The sequence below is a fragment of the Thiosocius teredinicola genome (assembly GCF_002009425.1).
Lineage (GTDB): Bacteria > Pseudomonadota > Gammaproteobacteria > Chromatiales > Chromatiaceae > Thiosocius > Thiosocius teredinicola.
The window spans coordinates 2,404,816-2,430,760 of record NZ_CP019936.1 but is presented as its reverse complement, the minus strand read 5'-3'; the positions used below and the strand labels follow the sequence as shown (position 1 = coordinate 2,430,760).

General features: G+C 57.2%; 15 protein-coding genes. 4 read left to right on the top strand and 11 right to left on the bottom strand.

Annotated features, from left to right (window positions below; genetic code table 11):
• Window positions 1-9 precede the first annotated feature (9 nt).
• From B1781_RS11675 to pdxR, 11 genes are all read right to left on the bottom strand, one after another.
• Entirely contained in the window at window positions 10-3,093 is a 3,084-nt protein-coding gene (locus B1781_RS11675; RefSeq protein WP_125932045.1) for a TrlF family AAA-like ATPase, read from the bottom strand.
• Complete coding sequence (locus tag B1781_RS11670) at window positions 3,083-4,591, bottom strand: restriction endonuclease subunit S (RefSeq protein WP_078119836.1); 1,509 nt, start codon at window positions 4,589-4,591, stop codon at window positions 3,083-3,085. Before B1781_RS11670 ends, B1781_RS11675 begins: the two co-directional genes overlap by 11 nt.
• Window positions 4,588-7,410, bottom strand: a complete 2,823-nt coding sequence (locus B1781_RS11665; RefSeq protein WP_078119835.1) for a type I restriction endonuclease subunit R — start codon at window positions 7,408-7,410, stop codon at window positions 4,588-4,590. The genes B1781_RS11670 and B1781_RS11665 overlap by 4 nt, the downstream gene beginning before the upstream one ends.
• 389 nt (window positions 7,411-7,799) lie before the next feature.
• A complete protein-coding gene (locus tag B1781_RS11660) occupies window positions 7,800-8,783 on the bottom strand; it encodes a polymorphic toxin type 4 domain-containing protein (protein ID WP_078119834.1) in 984 nt (327 codons plus the stop codon).
• Entirely contained in the window at window positions 8,776-10,212 is a 1,437-nt protein-coding gene (locus tag B1781_RS11655; RefSeq protein WP_078119833.1) for a hypothetical protein, read from the bottom strand. The genes B1781_RS11660 and B1781_RS11655 overlap by 8 nt, the downstream gene beginning before the upstream one ends.
• Before the next feature lie 11 nt (window positions 10,213-10,223).
• Window positions 10,224-13,454, bottom strand: a complete 3,231-nt coding sequence (locus tag B1781_RS11650; protein WP_125932044.1) for a hypothetical protein — start codon at window positions 13,452-13,454, stop codon at window positions 10,224-10,226.
• Between the two features lie 485 nt (window positions 13,455-13,939).
• Window positions 13,940-14,968: a permease gene (locus tag B1781_RS11645; protein ID WP_078119831.1), complete on the bottom strand. Its 1,029-nt coding sequence runs from the start codon at window positions 14,966-14,968 to the stop codon at window positions 13,940-13,942.
• Window positions 14,965-15,318 carry an ArsR/SmtB family transcription factor gene (locus tag B1781_RS11640; RefSeq protein ID WP_078119830.1) on the bottom strand — a complete coding sequence of 118 codons (354 nt, stop codon included), beginning with the start codon at window positions 15,316-15,318 and terminating at the stop codon, window positions 14,965-14,967. The genes B1781_RS11645 and B1781_RS11640 overlap by 4 nt, the downstream gene beginning before the upstream one ends.
• Window positions 15,319-15,530: 212 nt before the next feature.
• A complete protein-coding gene (locus B1781_RS11635) occupies window positions 15,531-16,898 on the bottom strand; it encodes an SLC13 family permease (protein ID WP_078119829.1) in 1,368 nt (455 codons plus the stop codon).
• A gap of 190 nt (window positions 16,899-17,088) precedes the next feature.
• On the bottom strand, window positions 17,089-18,747 hold the full coding sequence (locus B1781_RS11630) for an amidohydrolase (protein ID WP_078119828.1): 1,659 nt from the start codon (window positions 18,745-18,747) through the stop codon (window positions 17,089-17,091).
• A 176-nt stretch (window positions 18,748-18,923) separates the two neighbouring features.
• On the bottom strand, window positions 18,924-20,408 hold the full coding sequence (gene pdxR, locus B1781_RS11625) for a MocR-like pyridoxine biosynthesis transcription factor PdxR (protein ID WP_078119827.1): 1,485 nt from the start codon (window positions 20,406-20,408) through the stop codon (window positions 18,924-18,926).
• A 76-nt stretch (window positions 20,409-20,484) separates the two neighbouring features.
• Between pdxR and B1781_RS11620 the strand changes: the two genes are divergently transcribed.
• From B1781_RS11620 to B1781_RS11605, 4 genes are all read left to right on the top strand, one after another.
• Complete coding sequence (locus tag B1781_RS11620; RefSeq protein ID WP_078119826.1) at window positions 20,485-21,162, top strand: pyridoxamine 5'-phosphate oxidase family protein; 678 nt, start codon at window positions 20,485-20,487, stop codon at window positions 21,160-21,162.
• Window positions 21,163-21,442: 280 nt separating this feature from the next.
• The gene (locus B1781_RS11615; protein WP_078119825.1) at window positions 21,443-24,358 is read left to right on the top strand and encodes a peroxidase family protein; all 2,916 of its coding nucleotides are present in this window, start codon (window positions 21,443-21,445) and stop codon (window positions 24,356-24,358) included.
• A 20-nt stretch (window positions 24,359-24,378) separates the two neighbouring features.
• Window positions 24,379-25,410, top strand: a complete 1,032-nt coding sequence (locus B1781_RS11610; protein WP_125932043.1) for a catalase family protein — start codon at window positions 24,379-24,381, stop codon at window positions 25,408-25,410.
• 51 nt (window positions 25,411-25,461) lie between these two features.
• Window positions 25,462-25,935 (top strand): hypothetical protein, encoded by a 474-nt coding sequence (locus tag B1781_RS11605; RefSeq protein WP_078119823.1) that lies wholly within the window; start codon window positions 25,462-25,464, stop codon window positions 25,933-25,935.
• The last annotated feature ends 10 nt before the right edge of the window (window positions 25,936-25,945 follow it).

The window sequence follows — 25,945 nt, the reverse complement described above, 5'->3', positions numbered from 1 at the left end:
TTCACACACTCAATGCGCTGATACTTCATACTTTTGCTTACGGTTGTCGAATGCAGGCCGGGTCCCTTCGAGCACATCAACAACAAGCTGATTTATCTCTGGCTCTTCAATTGGCCCGCACGAATACGTAACCTTGTTCTTATTCGCTTTATCAAGTGAGGCATGGATCACTTGCTCAGCATCACAACAAACGGCCAAGTTCGCATTGTGCGTCACCATGATAATTTGCCGCCTTTCTTTCGCCTTCTTAATCACGTTGACCAATAGCGAATAGACTGTTTCGTTGTCCAAATTTTCTTCTGGCTGATCGAGAACGATGGGTATGTCACTGTCCTCTACGAGAAGGTAGAACACAAGAAGAAGGGCGCCCCTTTGCCCAGGTGACAATTGAGTTAGTGGCTGGCCTGCTAAAGCTAGTGAAAAACGCGGCTGCACATATTCGAGACAGTAAAGCAGGTTCAGAAGCTCTTCCGGCGTCTTCCCTTTCCGGAGTTGCGACTCCAGCTCTATTTCTTCATCTCGACCGTCACGAACATCCCGCGTGACAGCATCCTCAAGACGTTGTGGAACAGCGATAATTCCTTCAACGTTTGAAAGCGAAATTTCGTCTACCAGCTCTCTAAAATATCTCCGACCCTCATCTTCACCACGGAATGATCCCGAAACCTGCTTTATGTGCTCAAAAAATCGCTCTTCCAAATCCTGAACGAAAAGCTCATTTACAAACCCCAATGAGAAGTCGTTTCTATCAGGAATAACCTCCGCTATCGTGCCTTCGATCGTATCTACCAGTGCCTCCCTGGACTCCCTGACGCCTTGAAGTTGATCCGCTATCTCCGTCGCTTTCCGGAGTCGCTCGACTTCGAGCTCGACAATTTTGCTCGGCGCGTGATCAATCCAATCTACCTGAGCCTGAATGTGATTGATGCTTGTTGACAGATCCTTCGGTCCAGTAAGTGCTGCCACTTGCTCCTGCCATTGCCTATGACGATCCATGGCAGCTTGCCGCTCCAACTGCTTGGCATCTAGCGTTGTCTTAACCGCTCTTATCTGCTCATGTATCTTGTCTAGTTTGAAAGCAAGGGACTCGTCACCTGGGCCCTCGAGGCGATCGTTCTCATCTCGGATGGCCTCGGATATGGCAGTTTGTTTTGCGCCTAAGGCGTCGACACTAACTTCTAGCTTGATGAAACTCGATAAATCGATCTCAAGCAGCTCAGCGTCCGGCCGCATGTGGTTAACCACCTCGCTGACAGATTCTTCGAGATTCTTGACGCCAGCAGCGATCCTTGTTGCGGCCTGGGCCTTGCGTTGTAGATCTGCGAGTTTCGTTCTAGTCGCAGCGATTTGTTCACTAACCGCTGACTTCTGTTTTTCTAGGTCTTGCAGCCTAACCAGACTAGGGTCGCCAGCCTCTGATTCACTTGGAGCAGCCTCCGGTAGTGCAGGCTGCGCATTCTCAAGGTCTTCGAGTTGCTTTTTCCGTAGATTCAGTTGCCCTTGAAGTTCGGCCCGGACGTTGCTGGTAGACCGCCTACGAATATCACAAATAGTGTCATTCAGCCTCCGTACTTCAGTACGCAAACGTTCAAGATTACGATGAGCTTCTTCCTCCTGCTGCCGAAGAAGATCCTTGAGATTTGATGATTCCCCACGCAATTCCCTCGGCACATAGGAAAAAATTACGCGTTCAATCTGACGCGTAAATTCCGCAATATCGACCTCAGATTGGCCCGCACATACCTTCTCGAAATATTCCTGTGGTATGTAGCGGACCCGCTCCACAGCTGTCGCCTCTGGGTCTTCACTCAGCTTCCTAGTATTGGATTCGCCATCTGCCCAAGTCAGCTCGCCTTCAAAGTGGAGGCTCCTATTATTCTTTCGCTCCCGAAATCGCTTTGTGTTTAAAAATGAAAATGCTTCAGTATTCGATGTGTCGCCAAGCAGGCCGATAATGTCTGCCAGTGCGCTTTTTCCACTGCCTTTGCTGCCGATTATTGCAACAAGGTCAGAATTCAGAGGGAGATCCTGGTTGTCAAACCAGTCTTCTTGCGAAAGCCCGCCTCCAGGTGTTTTCCGTAGGCTAACGCGATCGATGAATACCGTAGGTTTCGTACGTTTCTTAATGAGCTTTGGCGGCTCTTCGCCAAGCCACGAACGTTGAGAGGGCTCTCTAATTGCCTGCAGCAACCCCTTGAATGTAGGGGCGGCCTTTATCCATGTGGTCAGGTTGGATTGGAATTTTCCATACTTTTCAAACTTGTGGGCATCGCTACCCCGCACGGCGAGCCTTGGGCGATCCTCGAGCGCCTCCCAAAATCCATCGAAATATGCTTCGTTATCGGAGTTCTTGATGCCCTGAAAGGCAGCGCGATACCCAGGCCCTTTGCACTCAAAAATGTCTGGCTGAGAAAATAGGCGATACGCAGCGGTGTAATGCCTTTGCCATTTTAAATCGATTAGACCATGGTAGGTGTCCCATGGCTGATATACGACTGCCATACCATCAGGTGTTTCACTCATAGCCTTGCGAAATGATTCCAAAGTCACTTCGCAGGTCTGACTGCCAGCCTCCCACGCATACTCATCGTCGCCCGCGATTCGATCAGAGTCGAAGCCGTGCAGTGCAAGCTGATCGGGCCGCAAAGATCTGGCATATTCGATCAGGCAGTCACGAGAAAGTGGACGCTCTCCCCCACCAATAAGCTGAACCCTAAGGTTCGTTAGAAAATCTCGCAGCCGCTGGTCTGCGATTTCTTCGGAAAAAATGACGTGGATATCCAGCCGTTCTGTTGTGGGCGCCTGGACCCTCAGTTCTATTCCAGGAAATACCGTCTTTTTCAGTTGGCCAGGTTTGTTCCGACTGAAGTCACGTAAAGCCAGGACACCATCGAATGTCCAATAGTCCATGATCGAGAACACCGAGGCGTCTGCCTCATTTAAAGCGTCAACCATCGCGCCCAAGACAGTTTCCTTCTGCTCCGCATCCAAGTGGTGAAGTTTCTGTGGTGCTGACCAGTTGAAAGATGCGGGACTATGAATGTGCAGATCCCATTTTCTCCATTCTGACCCACGTCGATAGTTAGTCCCCATGAGCCAACCCCTTAACTGTGGTGGCGATATTGTTTTCCCGTATCTCACCATCGAGGCCGCCAGCAAATGCTTTGGCCAAGACTGACTGGCGAAGAAAGGTTGATCTCTGCATATTTCTATGCACCTCAGCCTCTACGGTCGAAACGACTGAGAGTAAGCCTGCGACTATGGCAGCGATCTGTTCCTGCTCTGAGCCAGGCGGAAGAGCAACCCCTGCAGAGCGAACGTCCTCGAGATTGAGAGTCTTTCTAGCAACCTCATGTGCTTTGCCTGTCATCTCGGTGACCTTCGCTGGATTCCTGAACCACAGCTCTACCCAGTCAGACAAGACATGCCTAGTAAGCGGCATCACTCCAACGGCACGTGCCGTATTGGCACCAGCAAGAGAATTAGGAACGACAGCGGTACGTCCTATGGCCCCGACCAGGCTGATGAGAACTTCGCCACCCTTAAGTGTGGTCCTTGGATACTTACCGGCGATTTCGGGGCTTATCTTCTTGATCTCGTCCAGTAGTACTGATCCCCCCTGGATATCGCCTACCCGAATCAATGGGATGCCGTCGCTAACGTCTGGACCGGGCTGCAATACACCATAAGCGCATGGTCGTTCGGCTGGGTTGAGTTGCTCTACGCTAGTCCACATCCAGCCGTGCGGCAGCCAGCCAGGGTTCGCCTCGACCGGTTTGCCAGGCTCTTTGTACTTCGCCTTCCACTTGTCGTTCTTTGGCGCTTTGCCTTTGGCTTCCATCTTCGCCAGTTCGGCTTCTTCCCACTTGGTGCGGCGTTCGGCGAGGATGCGGTCGAGGAGCTTGCTGGCGGGTTCGACGTCTGGATGGGCCTTGCGCCATTCTTCGGTGAGCTTGCCTTCGACGGCGGCTTTGAGGACGGCGGCTTTGTAGCGTTTGAGGTTGGCCTTGACGCGCTTGAGGTTGGCGACGGCTTCGTCGAGGCGGGAGAACTGCTTTTCGATTTCCGCGACGATGTGTCCCTGTTGCTCAAAGGGAGCTAAGGGAACTTGAAGATCTCGGAGAATGCCTTGGCTGATATTAGGCTGGGCACCACCGACCGCTTGCCCGATCAGTTCTGATCTCGCAAACCGCAAGTACCAGAATAGGTACATTGGATCGAGGCCTTCATGCGGGAAGATCGCGCACACAGCCTGATTTGTCGTCGCGTCCTGGGTGAGGACGCCCAGCTTCCCTACGGTCGCTCCGTATAGTGCAATCAGCAACGTACCGGCAGGGAACAGTTTTGCGCTCGAATTCTTAACCGCTTCTTCGGTTATGTATTCTGCAATCTCGGTGACATTGCCATCTGGCAATTCACCGGATTTCACCCAAGGGATGTCACCATCGAAGTATTCCGCGACCTTTCTACTTGGCGTGCCGCCACTGGTGGTCCTGCTGACATCACCAAGCCTTTTCCACTCCCATCCTTTTGGGAGACCGGTGTTCCCTTGCTCAGCGTCACTGCTTAAATCGGCTTGGGCGGACATCATGCTGCCAAATGCTCGTTCAGTTGTTCGATGATTCCGCTCAGCTCGTCACCGAACAACTGACACACCTTGCCCAGACCACCCTCCTGTGAGAACGGTGCGTACTCGAAGTCATCCGTCTCGATACCCAGGTTCGCCGCAATGTGGTCTCGAATCATCTCCAGCCAGTGCCGCTGCTCATCACTGAACAGCTTGCCACTCTGCGCCTGACTCGCCAGCCAGGCATTGAAGTTGGCCTGCACCCGTTCCGGGAACGGGATCAGCTCGTTGTCCTGATGGATGGCGAAGCGCACCAGCGACACCAAGTCGGTGAGGATGCGCCGGCCGCCGGCGCCCTTGACCTTGGTCTTTTCCAGCGCGGCATAGGCCTGCCATAGCTGGGACTCGGTCCACAGGTTGGGCGGGGCCTGGATTAGGTCGGCCAGTGCCTTGATGTCGTCGAAGCTCAGACGGGCCTTGTAGGGCTTGCTGTACAGGATCTGCAGGGCGGTGATCTCGTCCTTGTGGTCTTCGATGAACTGCTCGAAGGACTGGACGACGCCCCTGGCGCGCTCGGTGGCATCGGCGCTGAAGCCGGCCTCGATGACCTCGTCCTGGCTGACGTGGTCGATGGTGATCTCGTTTTTCTTCTTCACCTCGACCAGCAGCTCGCGCAGCTTGGGGTCGTGCAAGGGTTTGACGGCCTGCTGGATGATCTTGGCCCTGGCGGCCTGCAGGGCCTGCTCGCTGACGGGCTGGTCACTGTCCGGCGGGATACCGAGGTCGGCCCTGGCCTGTGCCAGGTGGCGGTCAGGGTTGACGGCCTCGACCAGCTGGCGGCTGAGGTCCTTAACGCCCAGTCCCTGGGCCAGCTGGCGGATTTTGTTGTCGTCGTCTGCGCTCAGGCGGTGTTCCATGCGCGCCAGGCGGCCGGCGATGGAGGTGAGCACGGCCTCTTCGGTGTTGCCGAAGCTGACGGCCTGCAGCAGCTTTTCGAAGGAGACCGCCGGCTTCTTCTCCATGGGCTTGGAGTCGGTCTTGTCCTGCTCACAGACGCCGACGGCATCGACGATGACGAAGTGGTCCTTTCTTTCTGCATCTGGCGTGACAGTTTCAAGATCATTCGGGTTGATGACCCTGACCCCGCGACCCTTCATCTGCTCAAAGAACGAACGCGATTTTACGGTGCGCATGAAGACCACGATCTCCACCGGCTTGATATCGGTGCCGGTGGCGATCATGTCCACGGTGACGGCGATGCGCGGGAAGTAGCTGTTGCGGAAAGCCTTGATCAGCTGTTGCGGCGTGGCGCCGGTGGTGCGGTAGGTGATCTTCTGCGCGAAGTCGTTACCCTTGCCGAATTCCTCGCGCAGGATCTCGACGATGTTCTCGGCGTGGTTGTCGTCCTTGGCAAAAAAGAGCGTCTTGGGCACCTCGGTGCGTCCGGGGAAGATCTCGGTGAACAGCTTGTCGCGGAAGGTGCGGGCCACGGTACGGATCTGGTCCGGGGTGACCACGTCGCGGTCGAGTTGTTTGGCCTGGTATTCGAGGTCTTCATCCAGTTCCTGCCAGCGCTTTTCGCGAGTTTCGCGGTCTTGCTGTTCGACGTAGTAGCCCGCCTCGACCTTGGAACCGCCCTCGGTGATCTGGGTCTTGATGCGGTAGACGTCGTAGTTGACGTTGACGCCATCGGCCACGGCGTGTTCGTGCGAGTACTCCATCACCAGGTTCTGATTGAAAAAGCCGAAGGTCTGCTTGTTGGGAGTGGCGGTCAGGCCGATCAGGTAGGCGTCGAAGTATTCGAGCACCTGCGCCCAGAGGTTGTAGATGGAGCGGTGACATTCGTCGGTGACAATGAGGTCGAAGGTCTCTATGGGGATATTCGGGTTGTACTCGATGGGTGGCTGTTCCTTGAATAGGCTTTCCAGGCCCTGCACGGAGGTTTCTTCGTCTTCCGGCGGCAGCTCTTTTCCACGCAGCATGGAGTACATGCGCTGGATGGTGCAGATGCAGACCCGCGCCGTGGTGTCGAGCGTGTTGCTGCCCAGGCGCTGGACGATGTACTCCTCGCTGAACTTGAAGTTGTTGTAGGGCGAGACGTACTGCTGGAATTCCTTCAGGGTCTGGTCGCCCAGGTTGCCGCGGTCCACCAGGAACAGCACCCGGCGGGCACCGGCGAACTTGATCAACCGGTAGATGAAGCTGATAGAGGTGAAGGTCTTACCGGAGCCGGTGGCCATCTGGATCAGCGCGCGCGGCCGATTCTCGCGCAGCGACTTTTCCAGGTTGGTGATGGCCTTGACCTGCGCGGGCCAGAGGCCTTCTTCGATCAGCGGTGGCATCTGTTGCAGACGGCTGAGGAAGGTCTCGCCACCCAGCCCGTAAGTTGGCGGTGGTTGTTCACCTACCCCTGCCTCGCTCAGCCCTGCGTCATCCAACCATTGCTGCAGCAGCTCGGGTTTGTGGAATGCAAACAAGGGGCGCGCTCGTGGCTCGGGATCCAAGCCGTTGGTGAAGCGAGTTTCGGTGCCTGTCGACTGATACGAAAACGGCAGCGGGCGCCGCCAGGCTGGCAACCCGGAAGGTAGACCCTGCGTGTACTTCTCGGATTGGAGCTCGACACCGCTGAGGGTCGCGCCCTCTTTTTTGGCCTCGATCACCCCAGCCGCACGGCCGCCAACATATAGTAGGTAGTCGGCGAAGCCATGGCCGGGTAGAGGAAACTCTCGAATCGCGACACCCTGCCCCCCAGATATGTTGGCATCGGCCACGTTCTGGAGAAGCCAGCCAGCTTTCGTGAGCAGTTCATCGATTTTCTTGCGCGCTTGTTGTTCAGGCGTCATTTGTTCTTCCGTGCTTCGCCTGATTTTGAGCGCTAATTCATGCTCTTACAAGGTCAATATCAACGTCGCCTCAACCTAATCACTTGCGTACATTCTGCAATTCTGATGCTTTGCCAACAGGAAGAAAGTAACCCGCAAAGCAAGAGGAAAGATCGCTTGACCAAGAGTCACTAAGATCGCTGAACTGGGCATCTGGAACTTCGACAGTCAATCACTATTGACCTGTTTCTACTAGATTTTCTACGGCTCGGTGGATATTGCAAAAATTAGGTTGCGATACATGACATGGTCGCCGATCTTAGCGTGGAATAGCCTAAATATTCGTAGCGTAAGCCCTTGTTTTTGCGTAGTGAACGTTGGCAACCTAAGCAAGGATCGGCATCTACGGTCTACGGCCCCGCCGCAATTGCATCTGGTGGGAAGATACTGATGCCGACCGGCGTTCCCGGCGGTTTCGGCACAGTCAGTTCCACTCTGGCACCGAATTTCGAGCCATCGGGTCGAGTGATGTCGATTTCGTAAACGAGTTCAGACAACACGAATTCCCCCTTCTTGCGATTGAGACGAGAGGGTCGCTTTGCTGGGGGGTGACTGCGTGCCTTCGCGACCAGACGCACATTGCCGCCATTTTCCGCCGCTAGATTGGCTTGTTCACGGAGAAAGCGCTCTACCCCGCGCGACTGTAGAAGCTGGTTTACTTCCGCCGGTGCATACATCAACCCAGCGCGAGCTTCATCGCCGAATCCATGCCCCCAGAGATGTGCTCGCTGATAGGCGTTCCCTGTTTCGTCGCGAAGCGGAACCCCGCCATAGCTCCTTGTCTTTGCCGGCTCCAGTTTGGTCGAGAAATCCTGCCCGGTATGACTCAGATCGGGATAGCGCTGTGTCGAGCGGATCGCGGAGATTGACGGAAGTACATCGCCACCGAGTTCCACCTGTACACTGCGGTCAGGCATCAACAGGGCCCTTGCCTCCTTTATACCCCCGGTCCCACGTGTAGCGATGAAAGCATCATCGTCGTAGAACTGGCGCCAGGGCTGCTTCGATGCTGATTCACCGAGCAATTCGCTCGCCTCGTCAGGCAACCGTCTGCGTGAGAACGTCGGAAATTTTCCTACCCGGGCCCGCGCGCGGAGCAATCTGCCGTAGTGAAAGGCCTCGCCAATGAAATCACGGTAGTTGGCGGCGAGCCGTTGAAGCTCCTGTTTCTGCCGCTTCACCGTGCGATTCGCTGATCGGGCGAGAAAGCGACGCAATAGCTTTATGAAGTCGAGTAGTTCCGACCTCGTCGCAGGCGTGCGCCGCCGCTTGGGCGACTTGTCGCGCTTGATGAGACCGTCTTCAAGCGAAACTTTACGTGTTCTCCTACGCATCGACTACCTTGGGAAAGGTGCCCTGGCTAAACTGTCCCAACCGCTTTAAGAACGCCGAAGTTGCTTCCGCACTTCGATTCGCTACGCGTGCGACCTTGGTCAGCTTAATCGGGGGGAAAAAGTTCTCCACGATCATATAGACCAGATAACCGAAGTAATAGCCAACCGCGGCGTTGTTACTGGTGAACGCCTTGTCGATAGCATCCGCAAGTTCCCGGCCCTGCTCCAGCAACGTATCGCGGATCTCAGGATAGATAGACTCGGAAAATTCGGTCCAGATATCTGTCCAGGCTGTTGATTCCAGCCCTGCCAGGACTTCGTCGATGATCTCAAGTGTAAGGTCCCACGCCTCCGCCGCGACGGCACCGAACTTAAACAGCCCGAGGATGATGGAGACCACCATGTTCACGGTATCGAAGATGCCGAGGATCGCGTCTACCAAACCGTTCCACACACCTGCAAAGTAGCCGATGATCACATCAACGCTCTCTTTGAGACTGCCGAATGTCTGATCGAACCAGTCGGTGACGTTATTGCCGAATTTGCGCAGCGCCGTGATCTTATCGCGAACAAGCCGAATGATTGAGAGCACTTGCTGAGCCAGTTGCTCTGCCGCTACCGCTGGGTCGGCGAGGCTCCCAAGTTGTTCGCTGAGGAAATCGAGAACTGCTGCCGCCCCGGAGTCGAACAGTTTCTCGAGTGCCGCAACCGTAGCCTCGAAACTATCGAGCGCGAGATCAACCATCACCGCGATGCCGCGCTTGAATGCGCCTGCAACGCTTCGCAGCAGACTGGCGGTATCCTCGATCACCTCACGCACATTGTCCGAGCGCCTTTTTGGATCCCAGAGCTCGGGGTTGACCTTCAGCGCCAAACCGAGCTTCTCGGTCCATTCGCTGATGGCTGTGCCGAGCTTTTCAAGCAAGGAAACGATCTCTGCTACAAAGTCAAAATCATCGGATGCGGGCGCCTGATTCGACCCGGCGAAGGAGGCCAGCGTGACGGTTTCCCCGCCATGCAACTCGCCAAAGGTCGGCGCGAGATACAGCATGTCGCGCAGCATTTCGTAGCTAGGGGATTTGTCGCGCGTTTCAGAGTAGAAAAAGGACCGAGAGAAACGGTCCTTACCCACTTCCAAGTACCAGATACCGTCCACCCCTTCGTCGCCCGGATCGAGACTCCGCGCCAGTTCGACAAGCGTCAGCGCACTGGTACTGAAATACAGATGATATTCATTGCGCACTGCCCCATCGTCATCCACCACATGGGTCACTGGGATATCGTTGCCGTTGTAGAACCGCGTGAGCTGGATACGGCCAACATCGTTGGTGAAATCGGGTTCGGGATGCAAAAAGGCGAAGCCGTCACCCGTGCGCGGCGATGCGTCGATAACCCGATCGATGGCGCGAACGACCGCACGATCCGCCATGGCGGTTCGCCTCAGCCGTCGTCCGTCGGAGTAGAAAGTACCGGCGCGAGCGTACTCGATCCGGTGCCGATGGGATTCTGCTCCTCGTCGAGACAGGGCAGCCCATCGCCTACCATTGCCCCCGCATTCTCCTGCAAGATATTGAGGTCGGTCGGAATCGTGGTCAACCAGGTTTCAAGGACTTCCGTCTCCTCCGTACCACTCGCCATCTCCTCTGCAATCGAAAGATAGAGATCGTTCTCCACATCCATCACAACACCGCGGCCGAACCACAGTTCGCCGGTCTGCAGGTAATGGGTGACCGCATCCTCAAAACCTAAGCGAATCGGCACCACAAGCCGTGCCATGCCCGAGGTAAGAAATGCGGCAAAATCGCGGTCGCGTGTTTCCTCCATGGCGAGCCTGACCGACCATGTTTTCTCGTCGGCGTAAAAGTAGGGATAAAGTAGATAGGCCATGAGATCCCATTCAAAGGCCTGCTCAAAAAACCGAACGGCGGCAGCGTGGCGATCCAGCGCAGGGGTCAAGTTGAGTGTGTGTAACTCGCCCTTCTTTCCCGGCAGGTAATGGTCGTGGGTAACGTCGGTCCCATGGGGCTTTTGGATCATATAGAGCGCGACGCGGCGCAATTCGCGCTGAATGATGTCTTTCTTAAAACGAGGGTTGAGATCAGCACGGCGACTCTCATCCTCATAGGCTTCGCGGGCGGCGTCGTACTCGGCCTTTTTTTCGCGATAGGCCTCCATGATTCTGCTAAACACCTGGTACTGCCAGTCCCGCTGTACGACCTTGCGGATCACAAGCCGGATTGTGACGGTGGCGATCATGGGAAACTCATCAAGCGCCTGATATGGGACTGAGAACGAAAGCGGGACGTCGAACTTCTGCATTCCCTCTGTGCCAGCACCGCTGCTGCCTTGTGGAGAATGTGATTCATGGGTCACCGAATAGTGGGTGGCGAGATAATCGTCAGGAATCTCGATTTCATATGAGACTGCCTGAGGCCCGGGATCAAAAGCCTCCCCTCCTTCCTCCGGTGGAGCGGATGGTGGATCGTTCTCAGCGAATGAGCGAGAAATGAACATGATGAATGGCGGTGGCGCGGGCAGATCGTCGATACCATAGGCCTTCGCAAAGCGGCGATAGTTACTAGGCGTCACATCCGACGGTTTGTTCAACCCCAGGCGTCGCGGCTTCTTCGGCGGCCGACGGTTGAAGTCATCTTCGGGCACGGCGAGTTCTTGTGCGCGGATATAGTTCCGTGATGGGTCTGGAATCATCCATTCCACGACGCAACGCCTCCCGAAACTCACCAGATGGTTGCGGTATATCTTGTCGAGAAAGCGAAAGATGCTGACGACAGGCTCGTCACCCGCTCGATTGTCAAAGCCGTGGCGCGATACATCCTCGAATTCATGGCGCACCAGCGCCCGGCGACGCTCGGTCGTTTTCGACGTAATCTTCTGCGCAACCCGACTCGTAATCTCGCGGGCGAAGGTCAGTGCATCCGAGCGACTTTGCTCGCGAGAGGTCGAGTTGGCAAAGGTAACGGCCGTATTCGCGAAGACTTGCACGGAGTTGCCGAAGCCCCCGCTCACCCCTGCATTGACGTTGATGTTGCGTGAGGCCTCTTCCTGCAATACCTCCGCCACTGTGCTTTGCTGTTCGTGCCGATCGGCCCTATGTGTGTCGTTCTGTTGCTCAAAGCCGGCCTCACGGGTGCGCTCGGTTTCCACCTCGTTGAGAGTAAAGCTACGCGTCACGCGCTCTTTGTGCTCTCGGGCCATCAGGTTTTCGATATGACTCGGCTCCGATGCCTCGAAGCAATAAAGTTCTTGCTCAACACGATGAAAGTCAATGACGCCAACCTTATTCACGCCAAACAGCGGCGGTGGGTTGGCGACGATATCCCGAGGTCCCGACCAGGGCACCACGGCCGCATGATCCCCGACGTCGCGGATCACAAGCCCGCTGATTTCTGCCGTCTCGTTGGCCGAAACATCGGTCGCATTGAACATCACCTCAAAACGCGAACCACGCAGAGGCTGGGTCGTCAGACGGTAATGCTGGTAGCCCTCGCGACCGGACGCAATTGGATCGGCGCTAATGGTCGCGGCTCCCGTAGCTGTCCCGATCCGACCAGTGATTCGACCCATTTCAGGGGCGCTATTGTCATGGAAGTAAGTCAGGCGAAGATGAAAACCTCCTTCGACCTCCTCGGCGGAAACCACGAATGCCCCGGCGGGAACCCGCTCCTTGACCACGATCTCTGCGCCGTGGAAGAAGAAGGTTTGCTCATCTTCGGTTACATCGTCATCTCGATCGCCCAGATCCGCCTCGAGCGAATCAACCTCATCTTCAAGTACAAGCAGGGCGGAATCCGCATCTGCTTCCGGCGCCGTAGATTCTGCGATTGATAAGGGCAAATCGAGAGGCCTGGCAAGCGGCAGCGCATTGATCGAAAACCTGGGCCGCGGAGCGGGCGCCCCACTCAGCCCCGTCGGGCCAGCAAGTCCGCGCACAGGCGCCATTGCAGTTACTGGTCGGGTCGCCACGAGTGCCGCTGAGAGTCGCGCTTTAAATGCGGTCAGCGTCGACAGTCTTGCCCGGTCGATGATCCCGTTATGGGCTGCACGCAAAAGCCGCGCCTGAATGGCAGTGAGCCGCTCCGGTTCGCCTCCCTCGACTCGGTTGTCGACACCGAGCGGCATTACAACCCGCGCTCGAAGCGCGCGGCGGATTGTCAAAATATCATCTGTCTCGGTTGGTGTGCCAAGACGCAGTATCGCGCCGGCAACTTCCTGGAAATGATCGGCAACAAGGATAGTACGGATGATCTCGACGATATCTTCATCCGGCATGACCCAAAGAGAGTGGGCGAGATTGTCCCACAGCCGAACACGCTCATTGTCGCTGATGGAAACGGTGGCCAACTCGGCAAACGCCTCCGCCATGTGCTTCGTGCTTTGACGATGGCGCTCACGATGGAACTCGTCGTATAAAGCGATGTATGCCGCAAATTCCCGGCGAAGGCTACGAAGTGTGACCCGGTCATTGAAACTCGCCGCCCGCTCCTGCAACACAACGCGGACCCGTCCGAAGCTCAGTCTCGGAATGTTGGCCAGGTAATGCGACACAGACTGAAGATCTGGTGCAAGCCTGATAGCGAATACTCGCTCCAGCAGAGGCGAAATTGTCTGTGGATTTCGCGCTGTTGCAAATTCGAAGACCGGAATTCGCATCACAACCTCCTAGCTGTCGCTCGACGCAAGCCTTAAGTATAGAAGATGTGGTGCTTCCTGCTGACCTGTGGAACCAAGCACCGCTGGTGAGAATGTAAATGTATGGGTTGGTTCATTCCGATCCGTAACGATCGTCCATAATCTAGATACTCGCACTTGCCGCTTCTTACCGAGCAATTACCGAATGCCGACTCATCCAGCCTAGAAAACTGTCGGGTGTTCGCCTGTTGGGAACACAATCGGTGCGACCACGCTCGATTGACACCAATCAATAGAAGTGCGGTCGATTGGGGCTTTCAGATAAGTATTTCCCCATCTTCAATTTACATGAACTGATATACGCATTTACGAAATAAACAGCGACCGCAGCGAATTCCAGCTCAAGTACTACGACGAGGGAGTAGGAACCGAATCTGAATTCGATCCGCTTACAAAATGACCTCTTGGTGAATATCGCCCCATCGGAACCATCCACGGCAGCTGGCTTAGAAGAATGCCTCTGCCAAAACCCCGGTGGTTACCGCGATACTGAACACTGAGAACAGGAAGGCCAGAAGAATCGGCCAACGGAACATTCTTTTCAGCATTACCATTTCAGGCAGCGACGCACCGGCACCGCCGATGACCAGCGCAATGACTGCCCCGATACCCATACCCTTCGCTGTCAATGTCATCGCGATTGGGATCATCGTCGATCCACGTACATACAGTGGCACGCCGACGATCGCGGCGAGCGGGATTGCCCAGAAGCTACCTTCGCCGGCATATTGAATCAACCATTCGTCGGGCACGAAGCCGTGGGCGAAGGAGCCGATCAATACCCCGATCACCACGTGCGGCAGAAAGCTGCGAAACTGATTCACCGCTTCCATCAGCAAGCGGCGGGCGCGAGGTGCGAAGGTTTCCGGCAACGCAACACTGGGCTGACCAACGCCGATACCCGAAGCATCCAAGCGCACCGTGAGCGGTGGGTTCTGCGCCGTACTGCAACACTGCGTATTGGCAGCGGGTTGCTGCAGGCTACTCAGCGATACACTGGCCGTTTGCACCTTCCGACCAATCACGTCGTTCTTCAGATAGCGCTCGAAGCCCGACCGGTCCATCAGCCACGAAACGCCAATCGCCATGCCCAGGCCCATGGCCGTATACAGGATCGTCAGTTCAATCCCGAAAGTGATCCAGAACAGCGCAATGATGATGGGATTGACCAGTGGCGAGGCAAATAACAGTGTCATCGTCGGGCCGAATCCTGCACCCGACTTGAGCAAGCCAAGCGTCAACGGTACCGTGGAGCAACTGCAGAACGGTGTGGCCGCGCCGATCAAGGCGCCGATCAGGTAGCCGTGACCATGCCGCGCAGAAAGATAGTGGCGGACCTTGTCGGCCGGAAGCCATTCCTGCAATGCACCGACAAGAAAACTGATAAGCACAAACAGCAGAGCAAGCTCAGCGAACAACTGCAGTGCGAACAATCCGGTATCGATAAGACGATCAAACAAAGGTTGTGAGGTCAACGTGCCCTACCCCTACCCCGCTGTTGCGTTTTCGAACTCGGTGCACAGGTTTCATCGATTTCATAGCTACCTTGACAACATTCCGCGGCGAGAAATTCGATAGTCTCGTCGAATGCCTCAAACATCGGCAGGCAGTACAGGACGCGTCCATCGCGTCGTTGTTCGACCAGGCCGACACTAACCAATCGTCCGATATGGTGTGAAAGCGTCGATGCCGGAATATCGAGAATCTGCTGCACATCGCCGACCGGGCATCCGTTTGGTCCGCAGCGCACGAGGTGACGAAAGATACCCAGGCGGGTACTGTGTCCGAGTTCAGCGAGCCGTTTTGCTGCAAGTTCCAAGTTCATACGGCAAGCCTAGGCCGCTCTCCGCTTATTTGCAAGATTCTAGAATTATCGAAATATAGGAGAACCTACGAAGGCCGTATCGGATTACGCCCTATTCGTGATCATTTGGGTCTAGTTAGGCTTGATATCCGAGCCATCCCAGCCCACGTGCAACGGACCGTGAATAGTAATGACACGGTGAGGCTGTTCTTGGGGTATCCGCCGAGCAATAGTCAAAGCACGAATCGCCAATAACCCAGCGCGAACAGGCTGATCAACGCAATCCCGGTCAGGTTCAGCAACAGCCCGAACCGCATCATGGTCAGAGGCCGCACGGTACCGGATGCGATGGCAATCGCATTCGGCGGGGTCGCTATCGGCAGCATGAAGGCGTAGCTGGCGCAGATGGTTGCGACGAGCATGAACAGCGTCGAGTTCAGGGCGCCGCTACTGCTTACCGAGTGCACCACCGGCAGAATCATCGAGATCAGTGCGGTGTTGGATGTGATCTCTGTGGTGAAGGTCACAAGCAGGGCAACGATAACAATCAGCAACCACAGGTCGAGTGTGGTCAGTGCGAGCAGCAGATCGCCGATTGCCTGGGACAGGCCTGTTGCGCCGAACGCATGTGCGATGGAAAAGCCGGCGCCGAACAGAAAGATGATCTCATACGGAATCTTGCGACAGTCGGTCCAATTCAACACCCCTACTCCAGGCAGCAACATGCTGAGTCCGAAAGCCAGTAAGATCGCGCGTTCGTCCAGGCCCAGACCCGCGTAAAACGGCTGGATCGGTGAATTGACCAACAACAGCAGCAACAGTCCCCCCAGCGTGTAGGCGACGCGGCGTTGACCCGGGTTGAGTTTTTCTGCTGATGCGGGGCGTGACAAGCGCGTCTCGCTGACACCGAACGACAGCAGCATGCCGACGGCGATAAACATCGCGATTTCCAGCGGCAGCACCAAGCCAATCCATTGCACGAACGCCCACGGTTCGATGGCGTGTTGTTCCATGAACCCGAGCAGAATCAAGTTAGGCGGCGTGCCGATCGGCGTAGCGACGCCACCGACGCTGGCACCGTATGCGATGGCCAGGGCAAATCGCACGTTGAGTCGCGGTTCGTCGGTGAGAAACATAGCCAAGGGCATCAGCAGCAGTGCGGTGGTGGTATTGGAAAGAAACGCACTGAGCAGCCCTGCTACCAGGGCAAGCGCGAAGATCATGCCGCGCGCCGTGTTGGGGAAAATGGCCAGCAGGCGGAACGCGATCTGCTGGTGCAACCCGGTCGCTTCCACCGCAATGGCGAGCATGAAGCCACCAAGAAACAGAAAAATGATCGGATTTGCATAGTTGGCCGCAACCGCCTGCATGTCGGCGATACCGAACGCGGGGAACAGGATCAGCGGGAGCAGTGATACTGCACCCAGTGGCAGGCCTTCGTTGGTCCACAGGATAACGAGAAACGCAATAAGGCCGGTCAGAATAGCCTGTGTCCCGGGGAAGACCCACGCCGCCGCTCCCCACACCACGGCACCGGCCAGAACAGCGACCAGCAGACGCGTCCACGTGGTTTTGTTGGCGATTCCGGCGGTCGCGGGCATGTTTGCGCACCTCGTCTGCGCGAGGCAACTCAGGACTAACCGAACGCTAGCCCTTCCCGTTCCATTCTGCGCCTTCTGCGGTTGATTTCAACTGCGCGACAGCCACTGTCCAACAGCAGATGCAGTAGCAGCATGGTTATCGCTGAAAGACCGCGCGAGCGTTGTCGAGCGAGGTCAAACAGTAACCAAGCTATGGCAGTTCGCCATACACAATCTCTCCACCGACCATCGTCAACAATGGCTTGATGCGACGGATCTCGACCTCCGGAACGGTCAGATAATCCCGGTCCAGCACTAGCAGATCGGCGAATTTACCGGGTTCGAGACTGCCCAGTTCGTCCTCCCGAAATACCAGCCAGGCATTGCTTCGCGTATGTGCGATCAGCGCCTGTTCGCGCGTTACCGTCTCGTCGGTGAGTTGGTCGCCGTTCATGGCACGGCCGGATACGGCCCACCAGAGCGTATAGAAGGGATTCGATTGGTTGACCACCATGGTATCGGTGCCCAGGCCCCAGGTGATGCCGGAGGCCTGGATGGTTTTCAGTGGCGGATTGCCAAACGCCAACATCGCCAGCGGATGAGAGAACGATTTGCCGGATATCAGGCGGCGGCTGTGCGAAGCGATGCCCATACCCAGCGCCTTCGCCCGCGGCAGAATCTCCGGATCGATACCATCTGCGTGCGCGAATACCCAACGCAGTTCCTTCAGCGAGTATTGCTTGTCGATCGCTTCAAAGGCATCGAGGTGTTGCTTCATCGAGCGCGGGTGGGTGGCGTGCTGATGCAGGTGTAAACGCTTGGCAGCGACTTGCTTTGCCAGATCGGCAAACGCTTGTTTGTGCTGTGGCCCATTCGCGGCCGGTTGCAGCATGGAGTCGTGAATCGGGTTATACAGGCGCTCCCCTACGCCGGTTCGTTGCAGCCAATTGCTGTCTTCCATGAACGGCAAGGCTGAGAGTTCCTGGTCGAGGCCACCGGTTTTTCCCGGTTCCATCACGGCCGGGCTGTACAGATTAAACAGGCGCAGTTTGAGTTTGCCTTCCTTTTCGAGTTCGACGTAAGGCTCGTAGAGCGACAGGTCCAGGCCGGTGCCACCGGCTGCATCCAATACGCTGGTCACACCCATGGCGTGCAGATCGCGCATGTTGCCTAAGGCCCGTTCCTTGGCCTCGGCGAGGTCGGGCTCTGCCACCTTCGCCAACATGCGATTCATCGCGGCGCCACGCACGGTTCCGGTGGGTCGTTCATTGGCATCGAGATCGATGTCGTTGGCGATCTCCAGCCAGGCGATCTCCGTATCCTCGTCGATGTCGATAGCGCGGAATGCCTGCGAGTTGGCGTACCCCATACCGAACAGCACTTGCATGAACACCGGGTTGTTCGGTGCGACTTCGTCGAGCTCTTCGCGGGTGAAGGGTTTGCGGTCGTCGCTGAATTGCTCGGGCGTAAACCCGCCCAGTACCAACACCCATTCGCCGTCGCCGAGCTTCTCTGCGCGTTCGGCGATCAATCGTTTGGCCTCAGCGCGGGTGAGCACGCCTGTCAGGCGCACATCGCGCGTCCACTGGCGGGCACCGCGTACGATATGCACGTGGTTGTCGATCAGGCCGGGGATAACCGTCCTTCCCTGCAGATCGATTTTGCGGGTCTGTGCGTCCGCCAGGGCCAGCACGTCCTCGTCCGTGCCGGTTGCGGAGATACGATCGCTCTCAATTGCGAGCGCTTGCCGGGTACTGAAGTCGGCATCGACGGTCAATATTTTGCCGTTGTAGAGAATCGTGTCTGGCGCAGCGTGCGAAACGCCGCTGATGAGTGCGACCAAAGTCAGCAGCATCAAGGTCCTGAACATCGTGTATTCCTCCTCACTATCTGTCGGCCGTTAGTCGCCCAAACTCGCGCGGGAATCTCCGACCGTACGAACGCCTGAATAGCCGCAAACCGACGGCGGCGTCAACCACTTCCGTTGGGTTGGCATTGCCCCACGCCCGCTTGACCGGGCCGCGGCACAAGGTGGCGATTCGGTGTTCAGTTCTTCGGTGTATTAGCCAATGCTTTCGCTAAGCGACGGACAGCCGTGTCCAACTCGCGTTCGTCGAGTGCGGCGAATCCCAAGCGGATATTTGGCCGATATCGGCCGTCAAATGCCAAGCTACCGCCTGTGCGGATAGCCACGCCGTGCTCAATCGCGCTTCTCGCCCATGCCTCTACGTTGATATCGCCGGAGACCTCGGCCCATAGCGCCATGCCACCCTGCGGCACGTTGAAGGTGATGGCGCCGCCCAGTTGTTTGCGTAGCGCTTTGACGACATGATCGCGCCTGGCTTGGTAGATTCTTCGAGCTCGCCTGGCATGGCGCGGTATGGTTCCGTCGTCGAGCAACTCAGCGACGGTCATCTGCAGCGGGTGATCGCCTTGTCGATCGACGATCAGGCGGTGTGCAGTCAAGAGTTCAGTTACAGCTGCCGGTGCGGCAACGAATCCCAGGCGGATACCCGGCGCCAGTAGTTTGGCCAGCGTGCCAAGGTAGATCACCACGCCGTGGGCATCACGGCTGGCCATGGGCAACACCGGACGGCCTTCGTAATGGTACTCGTGGTCGTAGTCATCTTCGACGATGGCGAAGCGGTGTTGCTGCGCGAGTTCGAGCAATGCCATTCGTCTTGCCGGATTCATTATCACCGTTGTCGGGTATTGATGATGCGGGGTGGTGTAGACAGCACGCACCCTGTGTTTTGCGGCGATGGCCTTGATGCGATCTGTGTCGATACCCTGGGCATCAACTCTCACAGGGACCAGCTTGGCGCCGTATTGCTGAAATGCCGCCCACGCGGGGCGATAGCCAAGCGCCTCGACAATGACGACGTCACCGGGACTTATCAGTGCACGTGCCACCAGATCGAGAGCCATCTGCGTGCCCTGTGTGACGAGTACTTGAGAACTGTCGGTATCGAGACCGCGCGCCGTGTTCAGCATCTCGGAAAGCGCTTGTCGCAGCCGAGGATGCCCTTGCGCATTTCCGTAGCTCAACACCTCCAACCGATGCGTTTCCAGAATACGGCGGTATTTACGACCGAACTCGGTAACCGAAAGCAATCGCGGGTCGCAGACACCATCGCCCATCGGCAGTAATTCGTCGCGGTTCGGTGTATCGGTTGGGAGACCAGACGAACGCTCAGGCAACTCGTATCCTGGTTGCCGCAGCCTACGTGGCGAGTTATTGCGCTTTTTAGGCACGGACGGCGGCAGGATATCGGCAACAAAGGTGCCGCTCGCCTGCGATGACTCGAGCCAACCTTCGGCCAAGAGTTCTTCATATGCAGCGACAACGGTATTGCGATGCACGCTCAATGTCGCCGCCAGCGAGCGGCTGCCGGGAAGTCTTGTTCCAGCCAAGAGCCGCCCACGCTGAATATCGGCGCTGATACCACGTGCAATCTGAAGAAACAGCGGTTCAGCGGCACTCGGATCGAGTTCGATCGCGATATCCCAGGTTTTAACTGGCCTAGCCATATTGGAAAAACTGGCCCTTTTTGACAGACCGTGATTCTCGCATGCTTGGTCGCATCGAACCAGGAGCCAAGACGCCATGAATGAACTGAAACAGACTGCACGGACAACACTCGAGCGGCGCGCCAACCGGGGCACTTACGATCGCTCGACGATCAATGCAATCCTTGACGATGGCTTGATCTGCCACATTGGGGTCGTGTTCGACGGTTCTCCTCGGGTGCTACCCACGGCGTACGTCCGCCACGAGGATTGTCTCTACGTCCACGGCGCCACGACCAATGCGACGTTCAAATCGATGATCGCCGGTGCCGATCTGTGCATCACGGTTACGTTGCTCGATGGCCTGGTATTGGCGAGATCGGCCATGCACCACTCGTTGAACTACCGTTCCGTGATGTTGTACGGCAAGGCGAACGAGGTTGTCGACGGTGACCTTAAGCAGCGTGTGTTGGATGCATTGATCGAGCGGATGCTACCGGGCCGACTGGCGGAAGTCAGGCGGGCGAGCGAAGCCGAGATCCGGGCAACGACGGTCATCGCGATTCCCATCTTAGAAGGGTCCGCCAAGGTTCGCTCCGGGCCACCGGTTGACGCAGCTCGTGATCTGGAACGCGCGACATGGGCGGGCGTAATACCGCTCCGGCTGCAGCTCGACCAACCGGAGCCAGACCCTGGTCTTGCGCCAGACATTCCGATGTCCAACGCTGTACTTAGATGCCGGCGACGTGATGGCCGAAAGGGCTGGAATGCATGAAGTGGTCGCGATTGCGTATACAACGGCAGGGACGCGTCGATTGTCCTGGGTTGCGCAACTGGCTGAGCCTGTCACCATCGAGGTTGTAGGAATTGCCTGACAGAAAATGCATCTGACCCGCTCTCTCGTCGCGTCGGATTCTCAACCCGCTACCGCGGAATCGGTGCTGTACTCTTTGCTGTGGGCGTCGACAGGCGAGCCCGGCTGTCGGCGAAATACACAGGGAAGTGGAACACCCGTCGAAGGTCGCGCGGGTTGATAAGCCTACGGGGGAGACAAGATGAGGAAAAGCCAAGTGATCAAGCGTACGCCCGTCGCGGCACTGTTCACGCTGCTCTGCGTTGCTACGACAAACGATGTCCTGGCCGATGACGACACCCGGTCGTGCCTCAAGGCCGCAGCGGAAGGCTTTCTCGAGATACCTGACGACCGGTCGAAGCGCTTCCTCGGCAAGGTCGAGGAAGACACGGCGCGTTGTCGTGGCGGCGAAAAGGCTGCGCAGTACCGCGATCGCCCCTGGGTGGACTGGCAGAATTATTACGCGACGGGCGACGGGCGTTCGTTAAAAGAGGGTCGCGAGGCGAAGACCAAGCTGGGCGATCACCTGTTCCCCAACGGCCGCGGCATCGACGGCGCCCTGCTCGACCTCGAATATCAGCGAATCGAACTGATCAAGTTCAACCTGTTCGACCCCAATACCTACGACAACTATCTCGCCGGGCGCGACGGCCTGCCGGGTGCAACCCTTAAACAATGGGATGAGATGCGCCTGCCGGCCGATCACGAGCACTACACAGCGGTGGGTGGCGCCGACGAGCAGGTATGCCGGGGTGATCTGATCACCCACCGAACCCTGACCGGCATCTGCAACGACCTGCAAAATCCGTTGATGGGCTCGTCGGGCATGCCGTTCAATCGCAATATGCAGTTCGAGGCCACCTTTCCCCGCCTCGGTCTCACTGAACTCACGCGCAACCGTCACGCCGGCCGCATCGATCTCCTCAAGCCCGACCCGCAGTTGATCAGTCGCAAGCTCTTCACACGCACGCAATCGCCCGGCAATGGGTGCAAAGACGGCATGGGTTCGCCGGATTTCTCTGCCGACGTCGACTGCGAGTATATGAAGGCGCCTTTCTTCAACGTGTTGGCGGCGTTCTGGATTCAGTTCATGACGCATGACTGGTTCTCGCACACTGCCGAAGGCCGCAACACGCCCGGCCTGGAGCCGGTCGGGTGCACGTCGGACCAGGCGCAAACCCTCGGCTGTCGCGCCGGTGATCGCCGCGAGCCTTCACTGTTTCAGGCGTCAGGTGAGCCGCAGACGTTCGACCACGGCGGTGAGCGACATGCCAAGCGACCGCTGAAGACTACCGGCAACCTGGTCACCGCCTGGTGGGATGCCTCGCAGATTTACGGGCACGATACGCCGTCGCAGAAACGCGTCCAGCGCGATCCGAACGACTCCGCCAAACTGCTTGCGCCCAACAACTACCTGCCGTTGCTGCCGACCTGCGCGAGCTACTCCGAAGACTGCCCGGTGCAACCGCAGTGGCGCGGACAGGAGGCCACCGGATTTCCCGATAACTGGAATATCGGCATGAGCTTCTACCACAACCTGTTCGCGCGAGAACACAACTACTTTGTAGACCGTTTTCGCGAGTTGCAGCAGCGCACGCCCGATGAGGATTCGGGACTGCGCGACCCGAACGACCCGGAGCGCGTAATCGCCTACAAAGACGTTGGCGACGAGCGCCTGTTCCAGGTGGCCCGGTTGGTTGTGTCGGCTGAGATCGCCAAGATCCACACCATCGAATGGACGACCCAACTGCTGTACGACGAGCCGTTGCACGCCGCGATGAACGCGAATTGGTTTGGACTGTTCAATCAGAAAGAGAGCCGCGTGTCGCAGATCCTGCGCCGTATCGTGTCTGAGAACGAAGGCTTATTGAGTCGCAAAACGGATTCTCTGGCCGGCCTGCTCGCCGACTCTGAAAACGCGAAGAAGGCGAACTCGGCCTACTCGGTGCTGGCTTCCGGCGCCGGGATCTTCGGTATCGGCAACAGCAAGCCCAGTGGCATCCTGTGGTGGAAACACGACGCCTGGGATATTGACGATTTGCTCGGTGACGTGAACGGCGGTATCAATCACTTCGGCTCACCGTTCAATTTCCCCGAGGAGTTCACCTCGGTCTATCGCCTGCATGCGCTGGTGCCCGACCTGATCGAGTTCCGCGACAAGGCCGATCCAAACGCCATCCAGGCGAAGATACCGGTGGCCAAGACCGTACGTGGTGGTGCGACCGAGTTTATGCAAGGTCGCGGCATCGACAATTGGGCACTCAGTATGGGGCGTCAGCGCCTTGGTGTTCTGCACCTGCGCAACCTGCCGGTGTTTCTGCAGAACCTGCCGATGCCGCATCTGGATTCACCGAGCAAGAAACTGGATATCGTTGCACTGGATATCATCCGCGACCGTGAGCGCGGCGTACCCCGCTTCAATGAGTTTCGCCGTCAGATCGGCCTGAAGTTGCTCACCAGCTTCGACGACTTCGTCGATGTACGTCTCGACGAGAACGATCCGTGGCGCAAGCACCAGGAAGAGACTGTGCAGATGCTGCGTGAAGTCTATGGAACGCATACCTGTGACAAGCGCAAGATCATCTCGGTCGTGCAGCGCAACGCAGACGGCAGTTTTATCGATGACTGCCTGGGTCATCCTGATGGCACGCTTGTCGACAACGTCGAAGATATCGACAACATGGTCGGCTGGCTGGCCGAGTACACCCGGCCGCATGGCTTTGCGATCTCTGAAACGCAGTTTCATATCTTTATACTCAACGCCTCGCGCCGTCTTTTCAGTGATCGTTTCTTCACCTCGAGCTACCGCCCCGAGTTTTATTCGACCTTGGGCTACGATTGGCTGCAACACAACGGACCGCTGGCAGAATGCCCCTACCCCTTGAGCGAACGTATTGACGGCACAAATGCCTGCCTCGAACCGGAGCAAGACAACGGCCACGTGGCTGAGGTGTCTCCGCTGAAGCGCGTGTTGTTGCGCAACCTACCGGACCTGACGCAGGAATTGTTGCCTGTGAAGAATGTGTTCGACCCCTGGGCGCGAGACCGTGGCGAGTACTACAGCCTCGACTGGCGACCGCGCCCGGACGCGGCATCCGATCCGGCGTTCGCAAACTAGCTTAAACGGAACGCCCGATCATGGATCGATCGAGACCAAACCGGGCCGGTGCAGCAGCTGCCATGTTGTGTGTGTTGGCCGGTTGCAGCACGACGGGCGAAACACCACCGATGCCGGTTGACGAACTCGCCACCGAGATGAGCCGGCGCATCGAGACGATAACGCTGCGCGACAGGCAAAGCGATCGTGTTCCCCGCTTCAATCAGGCGAAGACGGTCGCCTGCGTCACGGCCGAGTTCAAAGTGCATGCGGAGATTCCCAAAGAACTTCGCCATGGCGTGTTCGCAGACGCCAGAAGCTATCCGGCATACCTGCGCTTTGCCAATGCCACCCAGGCAGACGACGCCGCAAGAGACATCCGCGGTTTGTCGATCCGCCTCTCGGATGTCGACGCAGAAGTGCTCTGGGGTGAACCCGGAAAACAGGATTTCCTGCTGAACAGCTACCCTGCCCTGTTCGTCGCTACGCCTGAGGAGTTCCTTGCGTTCATTCGTGCACGCGAGCAAGGCGACGAGTTGGGATTTTTTCTCAACCCTTTCGACCCACACCTCAAAGCGCTATGGACCGTCTTTCGAGCACGCGCAAGGCATCTCAGTCCGCTCGATATCCACTATTGGAGCACCGTGCCCTTTCGTCTCGGCGAACACACGGCACAGGCGGTCAAATATTCGGTGACACCTTGCTCGACGTATCAGACCGAAGTTGCCGTCAAGCCAGGCAAAGATCAACTGCGCTCGGCGGTCGTCGAGCATCTGCGACAAGCACCGGCGTGCCTGCACTTCGGTGTCCAGCTCCAGACGGATCCTGAGGCCATGCCGATCGAAGACGCATCGGTCGTATGGGACGAAGACCAATCGCCATTTATCCCGGTCGCCACGATCACGATACCCGATCAGGCGGTCGATGACGTTGACGTGCTGGCACGGTGTGAGCGCAGCCGCTTCAATCCCTGGCAAAGCCTTCCTGCGCATGCGCCCTTGGGGAGGATGAATGCCGTACGTCGGCGGGTATACGACGCTGCAGCCGACGTCAGGAACGCCACCGAGGAATGACTCCATCGCGGCGTTGATCGGACCATACGCGAAGACAAGGAGGTGCGAGCAATGCACGCGACGGTCAAAAACTGGCTCGGGATGAGCCGCGAACAACTCGACGATGTCTACAAACGCGCCGAGCCCGGTCGACTACCGGTCGGTGAGATGCACGGCACGGCAATCCTGGCAGGTTCCGAACTCTCGGACACGGTCGCCACCGGTGCGCGCCTTTTGGCTTGGCAGGGCAAAGTTTTCGACGTCACCGATCCGCTGGCCGATGCAGGATTGCTAACCAACCGCATCCTGCCGTTGGGGATTACCTTGATCACGGCCAAGGTGTTTCGTGGCGAAAGCTGGCTCGATGGTGCGCAAACTATCATCATCGACTATTCCACTACGTCATTCTTCGCCAGAAACGTAAGGGACGAGATCCGCGAGGTCGAACCCGGTGTTTATCTGGGCAAGGTCTGGTGGAACAAGCGTCGCGTCCTCGACTTTGCGCTGACCACACCGGAGCCCGTTGATGGGGCCCCGGGCGGGTAGCGCGCAGATC

Excerpts from the sequence above, each read along its gene's own strand:
- B1781_RS11665 (WP_078119835.1), bottom strand. The coding sequence starts at position 7,410 with ATGACGCCTGAACAACAAGCGCGCAAGAAAATCGATGAACTGCTCACG.
- B1781_RS11630 (WP_078119828.1), bottom strand. The coding sequence starts at position 18,747 with ATGTTCAGGACCTTGATGCTGCTGACTTTGGTCGCACTCATCAGCGGC.
- B1781_RS11615 (WP_078119825.1), top strand. The coding sequence starts at position 21,443 with ATGAGGAAAAGCCAAGTGATCAAGCGTACGCCCGTCGCGGCACTGTTC.
- B1781_RS11660 (WP_078119834.1), bottom strand. The coding sequence starts at position 8,783 with ATGCGTAGGAGAACACGTAAAGTTTCGCTTGAAGACGGTCTCATCAAG.
- B1781_RS11610 (WP_125932043.1), top strand. The coding sequence starts at position 24,379 with ATGGATCGATCGAGACCAAACCGGGCCGGTGCAGCAGCTGCCATGTTG.
- B1781_RS11655 (WP_078119833.1), bottom strand. The coding sequence starts at position 10,212 with ATGGCGGATCGTGCGGTCGTTCGCGCCATCGATCGGGTTATCGACGCA.
- B1781_RS11635 (WP_078119829.1), bottom strand. The coding sequence starts at position 16,898 with ATGCCCGCGACCGCCGGAATCGCCAACAAAACCACGTGGACGCGTCTG.
- B1781_RS11605 (WP_078119823.1), top strand. The coding sequence starts at position 25,462 with ATGCACGCGACGGTCAAAAACTGGCTCGGGATGAGCCGCGAACAACTC.
- B1781_RS11675 (WP_125932045.1), bottom strand. The coding sequence starts at position 3,093 with ATGGGGACTAACTATCGACGTGGGTCAGAATGGAGAAAATGGGATCTG.
- B1781_RS11620 (WP_078119826.1), top strand. The coding sequence starts at position 20,485 with ATGAATGAACTGAAACAGACTGCACGGACAACACTCGAGCGGCGCGCC.
- B1781_RS11670 (WP_078119836.1), bottom strand. The coding sequence starts at position 4,591 with ATGATGTCCGCCCAAGCCGATTTAAGCAGTGACGCTGAGCAAGGGAAC.
- B1781_RS11640 (WP_078119830.1), bottom strand. The coding sequence starts at position 15,318 with ATGAACTTGGAACTTGCAGCAAAACGGCTCGCTGAACTCGGACACAGT.
- B1781_RS11650 (WP_125932044.1), bottom strand. The coding sequence starts at position 13,454 with ATGCGAATTCCGGTCTTCGAATTTGCAACAGCGCGAAATCCACAGACA.
- pdxR (WP_078119827.1), bottom strand. The coding sequence starts at position 20,408 with ATGGCTAGGCCAGTTAAAACCTGGGATATCGCGATCGAACTCGATCCG.